The sequence below is a fragment of the Neoroseomonas soli genome, assembly GCF_018129065.1.
Taxonomy (GTDB): Bacteria; Pseudomonadota; Alphaproteobacteria; order Acetobacterales; family Acetobacteraceae; genus Neoroseomonas; species Neoroseomonas soli.
Genome location: NZ_JAAEDM010000116.1, coordinates 1 through 11,317, shown reverse-complemented (window position 1 = coordinate 11,317; position 11,317 = coordinate 1). Strand labels below are relative to the sequence as shown.

The 11,317-nt window shown below is 71.7% G+C and carries 16 protein-coding genes; 5 read left to right on the top strand and 11 right to left on the bottom strand.

What is annotated here, in order from left to right; all coding sequences use genetic code 11:
- Positions 1–239 precede the first annotated feature (239 nt).
- Entirely contained in the window at positions 240–551 is a 312-nt protein-coding gene (locus GXW76_RS23400; RefSeq protein ID WP_211864556.1) for a PepSY domain-containing protein, read from the top strand.
- A gap of 97 nt (positions 552–648) precedes the next feature.
- Here the strand turns inward: GXW76_RS23400 and lepB are convergent, their stop codons facing one another.
- From lepB to GXW76_RS23375, 5 genes are all read right to left on the bottom strand, one after another.
- A complete protein-coding gene (gene lepB / locus GXW76_RS23395) occupies positions 649–1,104 on the bottom strand; it encodes a signal peptidase I (RefSeq protein WP_211864555.1) in 456 nt (151 codons plus the stop codon).
- 2 nt (positions 1,105–1,106) lie between these two features.
- Positions 1,107–1,694 carry a DUF6448 family protein gene (locus GXW76_RS23390; RefSeq protein ID WP_211864554.1) on the bottom strand — a complete coding sequence of 196 codons (588 nt, stop codon included), beginning with the start codon at positions 1,692–1,694 and terminating at the stop codon, positions 1,107–1,109.
- A gap of 175 nt (positions 1,695–1,869) precedes the next feature.
- Positions 1,870–2,280 carry a cupin domain-containing protein gene (locus GXW76_RS23385; protein WP_211864553.1) on the bottom strand — a complete coding sequence of 137 codons (411 nt, stop codon included), beginning with the start codon at positions 2,278–2,280 and terminating at the stop codon, positions 1,870–1,872.
- A 594-nt stretch (positions 2,281–2,874) separates the two neighbouring features.
- Positions 2,875–4,116 (bottom strand): chromate efflux transporter, encoded by a 1,242-nt coding sequence (gene chrA, locus GXW76_RS23380; RefSeq protein ID WP_456307120.1) that lies wholly within the window; start codon positions 4,114–4,116, stop codon positions 2,875–2,877.
- 185 nt (positions 4,117–4,301) lie between these two features.
- Positions 4,302–4,685, bottom strand: coding sequence for a histidine triad nucleotide-binding protein (locus GXW76_RS23375; RefSeq protein WP_211864552.1), 384 nt, complete (start codon positions 4,683–4,685; stop codon positions 4,302–4,304).
- A gap of 245 nt (positions 4,686–4,930) precedes the next feature.
- Here GXW76_RS23375 and GXW76_RS23370 point away from each other — a divergent pair, with 245 nt between their 5' ends.
- Positions 4,931–5,401: a cupin domain-containing protein gene (locus tag GXW76_RS23370; protein ID WP_211864551.1), complete on the top strand. Its 471-nt coding sequence runs from the start codon at positions 4,931–4,933 to the stop codon at positions 5,399–5,401.
- A gap of 120 nt (positions 5,402–5,521) precedes the next feature.
- Here GXW76_RS23370 and GXW76_RS23365 read toward each other — a convergent pair whose 3' ends face one another.
- Both GXW76_RS23365 and hisF read right to left on the bottom strand, forming a co-directional pair.
- The gene (locus GXW76_RS23365) at positions 5,522–6,079 is read right to left on the bottom strand and encodes a phosphoribosyl-ATP diphosphatase (protein WP_211864550.1); all 558 of its coding nucleotides are present in this window, start codon (positions 6,077–6,079) and stop codon (positions 5,522–5,524) included.
- Positions 6,079–6,861: an imidazole glycerol phosphate synthase subunit HisF gene (hisF, locus tag GXW76_RS23360; protein ID WP_211864549.1), complete on the bottom strand. Its 783-nt coding sequence runs from the start codon at positions 6,859–6,861 to the stop codon at positions 6,079–6,081. The genes GXW76_RS23365 and hisF overlap by 1 nt, the downstream gene beginning before the upstream one ends.
- 129 nt (positions 6,862–6,990) lie before the next feature.
- Between hisF and GXW76_RS23355 the strand changes: the two genes are divergently transcribed.
- Positions 6,991–7,452 carry a hypothetical protein gene (locus tag GXW76_RS23355; RefSeq protein ID WP_211864548.1) on the top strand — a complete coding sequence of 154 codons (462 nt, stop codon included), beginning with the start codon at positions 6,991–6,993 and terminating at the stop codon, positions 7,450–7,452.
- Here the strand turns inward: GXW76_RS23355 and hisA are convergent.
- Complete coding sequence (gene hisA, locus GXW76_RS23350; RefSeq protein ID WP_211864547.1) at positions 7,388–8,116, bottom strand: 1-(5-phosphoribosyl)-5-[(5-phosphoribosylamino)methylideneamino]imidazole-4-carboxamide isomerase; 729 nt, start codon at positions 8,114–8,116, stop codon at positions 7,388–7,390. The two genes, GXW76_RS23355 and hisA, sit on opposite strands and share 65 nt — an antisense overlap.
- A gap of 95 nt (positions 8,117–8,211) precedes the next feature.
- Here hisA and GXW76_RS23345 point away from each other — a divergent pair, with 95 nt between their 5' ends.
- Both GXW76_RS23345 and GXW76_RS23340 read left to right on the top strand, forming a co-directional pair.
- On the top strand, positions 8,212–8,922 hold the full coding sequence (locus GXW76_RS23345; RefSeq protein WP_211864546.1) for an AzlC family ABC transporter permease: 711 nt from the start codon (positions 8,212–8,214) through the stop codon (positions 8,920–8,922).
- The gene (locus GXW76_RS23340; RefSeq protein WP_211864545.1) at positions 8,909–9,229 is read left to right on the top strand and encodes an AzlD domain-containing protein; all 321 of its coding nucleotides are present in this window, start codon (positions 8,909–8,911) and stop codon (positions 9,227–9,229) included. Before GXW76_RS23345 ends, GXW76_RS23340 begins: the two co-directional genes overlap by 14 nt.
- A 251-nt stretch (positions 9,230–9,480) precedes the next feature.
- Here the strand turns inward: GXW76_RS23340 and GXW76_RS23335 are convergent, their stop codons facing one another.
- From GXW76_RS23335 to GXW76_RS23325, 3 genes are all read right to left on the bottom strand, one after another.
- The gene (locus GXW76_RS23335; RefSeq protein ID WP_211864544.1) at positions 9,481–10,311 is read right to left on the bottom strand and encodes an ABC transporter permease; all 831 of its coding nucleotides are present in this window, start codon (positions 10,309–10,311) and stop codon (positions 9,481–9,483) included.
- Positions 10,311–11,063, bottom strand: coding sequence for an ABC transporter ATP-binding protein (locus GXW76_RS23330; protein ID WP_211864543.1), 753 nt, complete (start codon positions 11,061–11,063; stop codon positions 10,311–10,313). Before GXW76_RS23330 ends, GXW76_RS23335 begins: the two co-directional genes overlap by 1 nt.
- Positions 11,064–11,109: 46 nt before the next feature.
- The coding region (locus tag GXW76_RS23325) for a hypothetical protein (RefSeq protein WP_211864542.1) at positions 11,110–11,317 on the bottom strand (208 nt) is incomplete at its 5' end.

The following is an 11,317-nucleotide window of genomic DNA, read 5'->3' as shown; positions in this document are numbered from 1 at the left end:
CGGGCGAGCGCGGGGCGGGCCGCGAGGATGGCCGCGCCCACCGCCGCGCAGAGGCCGCCGCCGAGGCGGAGGAGGCTGCGGCGGCGGGCGGTCGGGGCATGTGTCGTCATGGCCGCATCCTGGCCGGGCGCGGCTGACGGATCGCTGACATGGATCAACAGCGGGCGGACAGCAGCCCCTCGGTAGGGTCCTGGCATCGGGTCCGGAATTGGTCCGGCCCCACGGATTGGAGACGCAAGATGCGCAAGACCATGCTGACTGCCGCCCTGGCCCTCGGCGCCGCCGCGGCGGCCATCCCGGCCATCTCCCCGGCCTTTGCCGACGAGGGTAGGAGCGCCGGTGCCTACCACTGCCGGATCGCCCCGGGCGAGGTGCGGCTGCCGGCCGAGGCGATCCGGAACACCCTGCAGGATCTCGGCTACCGGGTGGACCGGATCAAGATGGACGATGGCTGCTACGAGGCGCGGGCGATGAACGACAGCGGCATCCCGATCGAGGTCCGCTACCACTCGGTCACCGGCGAACTCGTCCGGGCCAAGCTGCGGTCGTGACAACGGACGGCGCGACGCATCGGGCGCCGCGCCGGTCCGCGTGACCGGCCCGGCGGGCCACAGAGGGCCGGGTCGGTGACGGCCGGCCGGCAGTAGGTCAGGTGCCCAGCCGGCCCCGGATGGCCGTGGCCGGGACGTACGGCGTCATCCAGGACCGGCTGTCACTGGACTGGGGGCGGTTGTCGCCGAGCACGACATACGCGTGCGCCGGGACGCGGAACCTGCCCGCCGGGCCGCCATGTGCGGCAACATAGGGTTCGGCCAGGGGGACGCCATCGACCGTCACCCCGTGCGGGCTTACCTCGACGGTCTCGCCCGGCAATCCGATCACGCGCTTGACGACCCGGCGGCCGAGTTCGGCGGAGTCGATGACCACGATGTCGCCGCGGCGGACGGGTTTCGTCCCACGGATCCGCCGGGTGGGGACGCAGTCGGCGGGCCGGAGCGTCGGATACATGGACCATGAGCGGATCCGGGTCAGCCACCAGTAGCGGCGCACCACCATCGCGGTGATCGCCGCTACCGGGATCAAGAGGGCGAAGGCCTCCGTCATCGTCAGTGTTGGTGCGCGTGCCCGCCGTGGCCGTGGTCATGATCGTGGCCCTCGGCATACTTGAAGAACTTGACGTAGGCGTCGATGTAGCGCCGCCCCGCGGCGACGTCGTCAACCGGGAAGTCCTTCAGGGCGAGCGCAGCCTGCAGGCGGCGTTCGAGTTCGGGCAGCCGGTCCTTGGGGGCGACGCCGACCAGCGGATCCATGCGACCGCTGGCGATGGCGGCATCGGCGGCGGCCACGGCCGGGTCGATCGCGGTGCCGGACGGCTTGAGGCCATCGAAGCCCGCGCCCTCACCCGCCCGATGGAGGCGAACCAGGGTTTCCAGGAAAAGCCGGTCAGCCACGGCGGTCGCCTCGCCACCGAGTTTCCGGACCCGGAGACTTGGCTCGAAGACCTCCCGCAACTCGGCCTCGGCCTTCGGGCCGATCCACTTGAGGGCGTGGTTGAGATTGCCCGAGGTCAGGGCCTTGCGCCCGTCGACCGCGGTGGGGCCGTCCATCGTGTCGCAGTGGGCGTCCGCATGGCGTGGCCAGAAGGTGACGAGGCCAAAGAGGCCAAGCGCGGCCAAGATGATCAGCATGTCCATCTCACTCTCCTCATGTTTGGTGGCAATCCGGTGCTGGAGCGGTCTCCGTTCGCCTCGGCTCACGGACACCGCTCCAGGCCTTTGTCTCTGCGAGCATCGTCACCCGATCAGGCGATTCCACTGATCGGGATCCGCTCCAGGCCGGCGGCAGCAGCGGCAGCATGTGACGCCGGGGTCAGGCGTCCGATCGGGCTTCGGTGGTCTTGCCATTGAAATGTTCGTGCGCGGCCTCGGCTTCCGCCTTGGTGGCGTGCACGGTCCCGTCGATATGCTCCGGCGGCGCGTACAGCGTGTAGAGCTTCAACGGCTTGTCGCCGGTGTTCCTGACGTTGTGGCGGGCGCCGGCAGGAATGATGGTTGCCATGTCGGATTCGATCCTCGTGGCCTTGCCGTCGATGACCACTCCTCCCTTGCCTTTCTCGACACGGAAGAACTGGTCGGTGCCGCCATGGACTTCCTCGCCGATTTCCTCGCCGGGCTGAAGTGCCATCAGGACGAGCTGCAGCTTCTGCCCCGTGTACAGAACGCGACGGAAGTCATTGTTGTCTTCGGTCAAGTTCTCGATGTCTTCAGCGAACCCATTCATGATGCCGCTTTCATCACATTGATAGATTCTTGTTATTTCATATTAAATGGTGACGCATTGAGTTATGTCAATGTGATGGAACGGTGAGAGCGTGCTCCGTGGGCTCCGCTCCTCTTGTGCAGTTCCGCCACGGCAATACCGGGATCGGCGTGGAGGGTGCTTGCATGATCGCGACCTCGACGACGACCGAGACCACCATGGCGGCGCCGCCGTGGACCGGGCTGGACGGCATCACCGCGACCGGGCGAGGCTACTGCCGAACGCCAACCGCTTCGTCGAGTTCGACGCGACCGCCCGGAGCAACGACACGCTGCGGGTGATGGCGCGCAACATCGCGCACGGCGACCTTCGACCTCGCGGCAGCCACGCCGTCGGTGGCGGTCACGAAGCGGCGGATCCCGTGATGCCGTCGCGAAGTGCCCCGGGGCGCCGGCGTGATGTGAGCCATTGCCAGGGCAGGGCACCTTCCGGGCGCACCGGCCAGCGCTCCTCCGGACAGGCATCGTCGGCGGCCCGGTCGGTGACGCTGGGGTGGCACGGGCCCGATGCCGCCGGTGGCCAGGCGGCGCCGTCGTCGCCTGGCCCCGGTCGTCGTCAGAGCGCCGCGCCGGCCAGCGCGCCCGCCGCCGCCGTCAGCGCCACGACCAGCCAAGCGGGCGCCCTCCACAGCACCAGCGCCGCGAAGGCCGCGAGCGCGATGGCGAAGTCCGCCGGGACGCGCACCGTCGAGGTCCAGATCGGATCGAACAGCGCGGCAAGCAGGATGCCGACCACCGCCGCGTTGACGCCGCGCAGCGCGGCCTGCGCCGCGGGACGCTTCCGGAAGCCGTCCCAGAAGGGCAGCATGCCATAGATCAGCAGCAGCCCGGGCAGGAACACCGCGACGAGCGCGATCGCGCCGCCCAGCACCCCGTTCGGCCAGAGCCCCTGCGCCGCGCCGAGAAAGGCGGCGAAGGTGAACAGCGGGCCGGGCACCGCCTGCGCCACGCCGTAGCCGGCGAGGAAGGCGTCGGCCGAGATCCAGCCGGAAGGCACGAAGGCGCGCTCCAGCAGCGGCAGCACCACATGGCCGCCGCCAAAGACCAGCGCGCCGGCGCGGTAGGCGGCCTCGGCCAGCGCCAGGGCGTGCGAGCCGCTGGCCAGCGGCGGCAGCCCGAGCAGCAGCGCGGCGAACAGCACCAGCGCCGCGATCCCCGCGCCCGGCCGGACGCGGAAGCCGAGCGTGGCCTGGCTCTGCGCGACGCCGCCGCGGCAGAGCGCGAGGCCCGCCGCAGCGCCGGCGAGGATGACCGCGATCTGCGTGAGCGCCGAGGGCAACAGCAGCAGCGCGAGCGCCGCCAGCACCGCGATCGTGGCGCGCACGCGGTCCGGGCAGAGGTTCCCCGCCATGCCCCAGACCGCCTGCGCCACCACCGCGACCGCGACCAGCTTCAGGCCGTGCACGACTCCGGCGCCGGCGCCCCCCGTGGCCAGGTCCGCCCCGTAGGCGGCGAGCAGCATCACCAGCGCCGAGGGCAGGGTGAAGCCTAGCCAGGCGGCGAGCCCGCCCGGCAGGCCACCGCGCAGCACGCCGATCGCGAAGCCGGTCTGGCTACTGGCCGGTCCGGGCAGGAACTGCGCCAGCGCGACCAGATCCGCGTAGGCGGCCTCGTCCATCCAGCGCCGGCGCGCGACGAACTCCTCGCGCAGGTAGCCGATATGCGCGATCGGCCCGCCGAAGGAGGTGACGCCGAGACGGAGGAAGATCAGCAGGATGCCGAGGAATCCCTCGCGCGGGGGCGCGGCCTCCGTGGCGGCGCCGGCGGGCATCGCCGCCGGTGTGGTCGTCTGGTCCAAGTCTCCGGTCCCCCTTTGTCGTTCCCGCGCGGGTCGGCTTGGCCGGCGAGCCAGGCGCGGGCCTGGCGGGCGAAGGCCCGCTTCAGCGCGGCGGGCCGGCAGAGCAGCAAGCCGCGACCTCCCAACGCCTTGACCTCGGCTTCGCCAAGGACGGCCATGGGGGGAGGTTCCCCTCCCCCGACCTTCTATTCCGCCCGCGCCACCATCCGCCCGAGCCGCCGCCCACCGAATATGTGCACGTGGAAATGCGGCACTTCCTGGCCGCCGTCGCTGCCGATGTTGGTGAGCACGCGATACCCCGCGCCTTCCAGCCGGAGATCCTTCGCCACCATCCCCACCACGCGCCAGAAGCCGGCGATTTCCGCCTCGCTCGCTTGCGTCGAGAAATCCGCCAGCGAGACGTAGCGCCCCTTCGGGATCACCAGCACGTGCACCGGCGCCTGCGGGTTGATGTCGTGGAAGGCGAGGGCGTGCTCATCCTCATGGACCTTCTTCGACGGGATCTCCCCGCGAAGGATGCGGGCGAAGATGTTGGCGTCGTCATAGGGGGGCAGGCCGGTCACGGACATGGCGGTTCTCCTTCGCGCAGGCCCGCATCCTCCCCGAGCGCGGCCGCAGCGCAAGGCCACCACGAAGGTTTCGCAGATGATGCTTGCGGTGGCGGGCCCGTTTCGCGCAACCGCCGGTTATTCGCATGACATGACGTTTCGCGAATATGCGCCGAGCCCCAGGCCCGCCCCTGCCGCCAGGTCGCCGCACCGCCCGCCTTCGGCTATGATCCTTCGCCGGGCATCGTCAGCGGAGTGAACCGCCCATGGCCGAATTGCCCGCCGCCCCCACCCCGGAACACGCCGGCGCGCGCAGCGTCGAGTGGATGGGTGTGCGCTACGACATCCTGCTCACCGCGGCGGAAAGCGGCGGAAGCGTCGGCGTCTTCAAGGACACCGTGCCGCCCGGCGAGGGCCCACCGCTTCACCTTCATCAGCGCGAGGACGAAGTCTTCCACATCCTCGAGGGACGCTTCCGCCTGTGGTGCGGCGACCGCCGCTGGGATGTCGGGCCCGGCGAGACGGCGCTGCTGCCGCGCGGCGTGCCGCACACCTACCGCAACATCGGCGACGGGCCGGGACGCAAGCTCGTCGTCGTGACGCCCGGCGGCTTCGAGGCCATGTTCGGCGTCGCCGCCGAGCGTGGCCTGCGGCTACCCGAGGATGTCGCCGCCTTCGCCGAGCTTGCCGGCCGCCGCTTCGGCGTCGAGTTGCTGGGCCCTCCGCCGCAGGACTGACCGGCACGAAGGTTGCGCCTTCGCACGAAGGGTGTCGCGCGCAGGGCTGGCGAGGCGGGCCCGCAAGGGTTCATCGCGGTCGCGCCCCGCCCGGTGCGCCCGGCATCGTGGCCGGGCGTATCAGGGCAGCTTGCGCGTTCCTGCGGCGCGGATGATCCCCTGCGGCCGCGATGCCTTCTCGGCGATGCCGGAGATGCCCTGTCGGCGCGCGAGCTCGGTCCAGACTTCTTCCGGCCGGATGCCCGCATCCACCCACACGACCATGAGGTGATAGAGAAGGTCCGCGCTCTCCAGCACCGTCGCGGCACGGTTGCCGATGGCGGCCTCGATCACGCATTCCACTGCCTCCTCGCCCAGCTTCTGCGCGACCTTGGCGGTCCCGCGCGCGAGCAGCCTGGCGGAATGGGAGATCATGGTGTCGCGGGCCTGGCGGCGCTCCTCCACCACCTGCCAGAGGCGGTCGAGGATCGCCGCATCCGCCCCCGAGATGCTGGGGGCGATCGACGCAAGCAGGCGCTTCTCGGCCTTGCGCAGCGTCTTGGGCGCCTTGGCCTTGGCGGTTGCCGGCGTCTTCGGCGCGTTCGCCGGCAGCGGCAGCGGCGCCTTCCTGGGCGTGACCTTCTTCGCGGCCTTCTTGGCGACGGCCTTCTTCTTCGCGTCCTTCGGCGTCTTGGCCATCAGTCGGCCCCCATGCTGCGCGGGGCGCGCCGCACCGGCAGGCCCGCCGCGGCCAGCGCGGCCTTGGCATCGGCGATGCGGAATTCCCCGTAGTGGAAGACACTGGCGGCGAGCAGGCCGGTGGCCCCGGCCAGCGCGCCATCGACGAAATGCTCCACCTTGCCGACGCCGCCCGAGGCGACGATCGGCAGGCGGATGGCCGCGCGCACCGCGCGCGTCAGCGGCAGGTCGAAGCCCTGCTTGGTCCCGTCCCGGTCCATCGAGGTCAGCAGGATCTCCCCCGCGCCGAGGGATTCCGCGCGCTTCGCCCATTCCACCGCGTCGATCCCGGTGCCGCGGCGGCCGCCATGGGTGAAGACCTCCCAGCCCTCGCCCGCGTCCTTCCTGCGGGCGTCGATGGCGACGACGATGGCCTGGCTGCCGAAGGCCTCGGCACAGCGGCGCACCAAGTCGGGATCGGCCACTGCCGCGGAGTTGATCGAGACCTTGTCCGCCCCGGCGAGCAGCAGGCGGCGCGCATCCTCGACGCTGCGCACGCCGCCGCCGACGGTCAGCGGGATGAAGACCTCGGCCGCGGTGCGGGAGACCACGTCGAGGATGGTGTCGCGGTTCTCGTGGCTGGCGGTGATGTCGAGGAAGGTGACCTCGTCCGCGCCCTCGGCGTCGTAGGCGCGGGCCTGCTCCACCGGGTCGCCGGCGTCGCGCAGCGCGACGAAGTTCACGCCCTTCACGACGCGGCCGTCCTTCACATCCAGGCAGGGAATGACGCGCAGAGCGAGCACGATGGCGGATGATCCTTCCACTTGTCCGGCAGTGACGGCCCCTTCGGGCCGAACCGCCGGAAGATCATGCGAGTGAAGCGGAAAATCGTGTCGGTCAAGTGAAGCGCTGCGATGTGGAGGACAGGGCAGATGCGCGGCGCCGGCGTGATCCAGGACGGCTCGACCATCCGCGAGGCGGAGATCGAGCGCGACACCCCCCGCTTCTGGAAGGACGCCGCGAAGCGGGAGGCCTACCGCAACTTGCTCGAGCGGCGGGGGATGATCAAGGAACGCCGCGAAAACGACGACGAATGGGACCAGGGCGCCGACGGCCGCTGCCGCGCTGTCGTCGCGGCGGGAGTTGCCGTCGCAACCTCGGCGATGGCCGACATCATCGACGAAGATCGGACCGCAGGCGGCAGTCGTTCGTTCTGGGCATCGCTGTTCGACGGCAGCCCGGACGGCGGCGGCGGATCCGAGGCCGCCACCAGCAGTTCCGGCGGCGGATCCGATGGCGACGGAGGAGGGTCCTCCGACTGGCCGCCCCTCAGCCGGCCGCGGCGAGCGCCGCCTGCGGATCGATCCGGCCGTCGTAGAGCGCGCGGCCGATGATCGCGCCCTCGATTCCCGCCTGCGCCGCGCGCAGCGCGACCAGGTCCTCGACGCCGGCCACGCCGCCGCTCGCAATGACCGGCAGGGCGACAGCGTGTGCGAGCGCCGCGGTGGACGCCACGTTAACCCCGCCCAGCATCCCGTCCCGCGCGATGTCCGTGTAGATCACCGCCGCGGCGCCGCTGTCCTCGAAGCGGCGGGCGAGGTCGGTGGCGCTGACGTCGCTCGTCTCCGCCCAGCCCTCGGTCGCGACCATGCCGTCCCGCGCGTCGATGCCGAGCGCCACGCGCCCCGGAAAGGCGCGGCAGGCCGCGCGCGCGAAGTCCGGATCCTTCAGCGCCGCGCTGCCAAGGATGATGCGCGTCACCCCCGCGGCCAGCCAAGCCTCGGCCACCGCCATGGTTCGGATGCCGCCGCCGAGCTGCACCTTCGCCCCCGGCACGGCGGCCAGGATCCCGCGCACCGCCTCGGCATTCGCCGGCTTGCCGGCGAAGGCGCCGTCCAGGTCCACCACATGCACCCAGGCGAAGCCGGCCTCCACGAAGGACCGCGCCTGCGCCGCCGGATCGTCGGCATAGACCGTCGCCTGGTCCATCTCGCCGCGCTTGAGCCGGACCACCTGGCCGCCCTTGAGGTCGATGGCGGGATAGAGCGTCAGTGTCACGGTGGCCGGTCCCTCGGATGCGCGGGCGCCAGAAGCGCCGGACACGCCGCCGCGTCAAGGCTGGCGTCCGTGCCATACCGTGGCAGCATGGCGCCGTGACCACACCTGCACCCGCCACCGCCTTCGGGCCCGGATTGCGAGAGGCCCTCGGCGCGCCGGGTCTCGCCATGGCCGCGACCTTCCTCGCCTTCGGCGCGGCGGTGCAGGAGGCAGGGCTCTCGCCAGGCTGGGCGCTGCTCGCCTGCTGGGGGATCTACGGCATGCCCGGGCAATTGGTGCTGGTCCAGGCCGCGACGATCGGCTGGCCGGGCGGCGTCGGCGCGGCGGTCATGGGCGCGGTGGCGGTGAACGCCCGCTTCCTGCCCATGGCGGTCTCCCTGACCCCGGTGCTGGCCGCGCGCGAACGTTCCAGGCTGCTGCCGGCCGTGCCGTTCATCGCCGTCACGCCCTGGGCGGCGGCGATGCGCGCCTTGCCGGCGGTGGACCGGCCGGCACGGCTGACCTGGTTCCTCGGCTTCGGGCTGACCTCCTGGGTCGTGGCGGGGAGCGCCTCCCTCACCGGGTTCCACGTGGCCGGGTTGCTCGGGACGGAGGCCCGCGCGGCGCTGCTCTTCGTCAATCCGCTCTATTACGCGCTGCTGCTGGCCGCGGACCTCGACCGGCCGGCGCCGCGGCGGGCGGTGCTCTGTGGGGCGGCGGCGACGTCGCTCGCCCTGGTCCTGCCGGCTTCCATGGCGCTGCTCGCGGCCGGGATCGCGGGCGGGACGGCGGCCTTCCTGCTCGGACGACGGCATGGCGCCCGCTGACCTCGCGCTCGCGCTGACGGCCCTGGCCTGCCTGGGGCTGCGGCTTGCGGGGGTCTGGCTCGCGGGCGGGCTGACCGCAGAGCACCCGGCGATCGCCTGGGCGACGGCGGTGGCGCAGGCGACGCTCGCGGCCTTCGTGACGCTCGCGATCGTGGCGCCGGGCGGGGCGTTGGCAGAGGTGCCGCTGGCCGCACGGCTGGCCGGGCTCGGAGCCGGTATCGCGGCCTGCCTCGCAATGCGGAAGCGGATGCTGCCGGCGCTGCTGGCAGGGCTGGCGGTGATGCTGGCGATTCGTGCGCTGATCTAGTGTCCTGCCCGCGAAGTCCGCTGGATTTCCAGCGAACGAAGCGGACAAGCAGGCCACTGAAGACAAAGGCTCGTGGCCTGAGAACGAAGTCCGCAGGATTTCGGAATCAGGACACTACAGCGGTTTCCGTTCGCCTCGGCTCACGAACACCGCTCCAGGTCTTTGTTTTTGCGAGCATCTTCACCCGATCAGGTGATTCCACCTGATCGGGATCTGCTCTAGAGGGCCGGCGCACCCCGGGCGCGAAGGCCTCACTCGCCGATGTTAAGCAGGGCACCGCGGACGCGCGCGGCATGGAACTGCGCGAGGAAGATCCACGCCGCCACCGCCATCCACACGCCATCCAGCACCACGGCCCAGGCCAGGTGGTCCCAGGCGATGCGGCCGTCGATCAGCGCGGCGCGCATGCCCTCGAAGACATGCGCGGCGGGGATCGCCAGCGCCACCGGCTGCAGCCAGCCGGGCAGCACCGCGACCGGGTAGAACACGGCGGCGAAGGGCGCGATGCCGAACATCACCCCCCAGGCCAGCGCCTCCGCCCCCGCGCCATGGCGCAGGATCAGCGCGGTGACGGCCAGCGCCACCGCCCAGCCCATCGCCATCAGCGCGGCGAAGAACAGCACCACGACCGGGCCGAGGCTCCAGACCTCGAAGCCGTACAGCAGGAAGGCCAGCCCCATCGCCGGCCCGACACCCGCAACAGTGCGCAGCAGGCTCATCACCGCGAGCCCCGCCACCAGTTCCCAGGGCCTGAGCGGCGAGACGAAGAGGTGGCCAAGATTGCGCGACCACACCTCCTCGAGGAAGGAGATCGCGAAGCCCATCTGGCTGCGCAGCGTCACCTCCCACAGCAGCACGCCGCCGAGCAGCACGCCCGCCGCGATCGTGGCGGTCTGGCCCGCCAGCGCCGGCCGCCCGCCGCCGGGCGCGCCGAAGGCCAGGTAGGAGGTGACGAACCCCCACACCACCATCTGCAGCACCGGCCAGTACATCAGGTCCAGAAGCCGCGGCCAGGATCGGCGATAGAGCGTCAGGTGCCGGTACATCAGCGCCCAGATGCGGCGCGCGGAGGAGCCCGCCATCACGCTGCCTCCGCCCTGGCGCGGCCGCGGGCGATGTCGAGGAACACCTCCTCCAGGTCGTCGCGGCCGTATTTCGCCAGCAGCGCCGCCGGGCTGCCCGCATCCACCACGTGCCCGCCCTTCAGCATCAGCACGTTGGAGCAGAGCCGCTCCACCTCCCCCATGTTGTGGCTGGCGAGCAGGATCGCCGCGCCTTCCTCGGCGCGATAGCGTTCCAGCGTGCTGCGCACCCAGTCGCCGGTGTCGGGATCGAGGCTCGCCGTCGGCTCGTCGAGCAGCAGCAGCGCCGGCCGGTTGATCAGCGCCTTGGCCAGCGCCACGCGCGTCTTCTGCCCGGCGCTCAACTGTCCCGCCGGGCGCCTGGCGAACTCGCCAAGGGCGAATTCCGCCACCAGTTCCGCGATGCGCCGTTCGGTGTCCCGCACGCCGTAGAGATGCGCATAGACGCGCAGGTTTTCCTCCACCGTCAGCCGGTGCGGCAGGGCGATGTAGGGAGAGGAGAAGTTCATCCGCGCCAGCGCGGCGAAGCGGTCGGTCGCCATGTCGTGGCCGAGCGCCACCACCCGCCCCGCACTCGGCACCAGCAGGCCGAGCAGCATGGCGATGGTGGTGGACTTGCCGGCGCCATTGCCGCCGAGCAACGCCCAGGTCTCGCCCATCGGCAAGGTGAAGGTCAGGCCCTCCACGGCCGGCTTCGCGCCGGGCGTGTAGGTCTTGGTCAGGCCCTCGACGAGCAGCGCCGGCGTTTCCATCCGCCGCAATATCGGGGCGCGGGACGCGCGCGCCAAGCGCGGCGGGTCACGGCGCGGGGCGGCGGCTCTCGATCAGGCGGCCCTGGAAGAGCGTGATTCCCATCTCCCAGCCCCAGGCGATCGCCGCCGGGCGGTTGACGCCGGCCAGGACCGTGGCCCCCGGCGTGGCGGGCAGGGCAGCACGCAGCGCGTCTGCCGCCGGGCTGCCGAGCGGGGGCAGCGCCGCCGACCAGCGCAACCGAAGCAGCGGCGCG

What these genes read in the sequence shown, in the direction of transcription:
- GXW76_RS23400 (WP_211864556.1), top strand. Translation starts at nt 240, where the DNA reads ATGCGCAAGACCATGCTGACTGCCGCCCTGGCCCTCGGCGCCGCCGCG.
- lepB (WP_211864555.1), bottom strand. Translation starts at nt 1,104, where the DNA reads ATGACGGAGGCCTTCGCCCTCTTGATCCCGGTAGCGGCGATCACCGCG.
- GXW76_RS23390 (WP_211864554.1), bottom strand. Translation starts at nt 1,694, where the DNA reads ATGGACATGCTGATCATCTTGGCCGCGCTTGGCCTCTTTGGCCTCGTC.
- GXW76_RS23385 (WP_211864553.1), bottom strand. Translation starts at nt 2,280, where the DNA reads ATGAATGGGTTCGCTGAAGACATCGAGAACTTGACCGAAGACAACAAT.
- GXW76_RS23375 (WP_211864552.1), bottom strand. Translation starts at nt 4,685, where the DNA reads ATGTCCGTGACCGGCCTGCCCCCCTATGACGACGCCAACATCTTCGCC.
- GXW76_RS23370 (WP_211864551.1), top strand. Translation starts at nt 4,931, where the DNA reads ATGGCCGAATTGCCCGCCGCCCCCACCCCGGAACACGCCGGCGCGCGC.
- GXW76_RS23365 (WP_211864550.1), bottom strand. Translation starts at nt 6,079, where the DNA reads ATGGCCAAGACGCCGAAGGACGCGAAGAAGAAGGCCGTCGCCAAGAAG.
- GXW76_RS23355 (WP_211864548.1), top strand. Translation starts at nt 6,991, where the DNA reads ATGCGCGGCGCCGGCGTGATCCAGGACGGCTCGACCATCCGCGAGGCG.
- GXW76_RS23340 (WP_211864545.1), top strand. Translation starts at nt 8,909, where the DNA reads ATGGCGCCCGCTGACCTCGCGCTCGCGCTGACGGCCCTGGCCTGCCTG.
- GXW76_RS23335 (WP_211864544.1), bottom strand. Translation starts at nt 10,311, where the DNA reads ATGGCGGGCTCCTCCGCGCGCCGCATCTGGGCGCTGATGTACCGGCAC.
- GXW76_RS23330 (WP_211864543.1), bottom strand. Translation starts at nt 11,063, where the DNA reads ATGGAAACGCCGGCGCTGCTCGTCGAGGGCCTGACCAAGACCTACACG.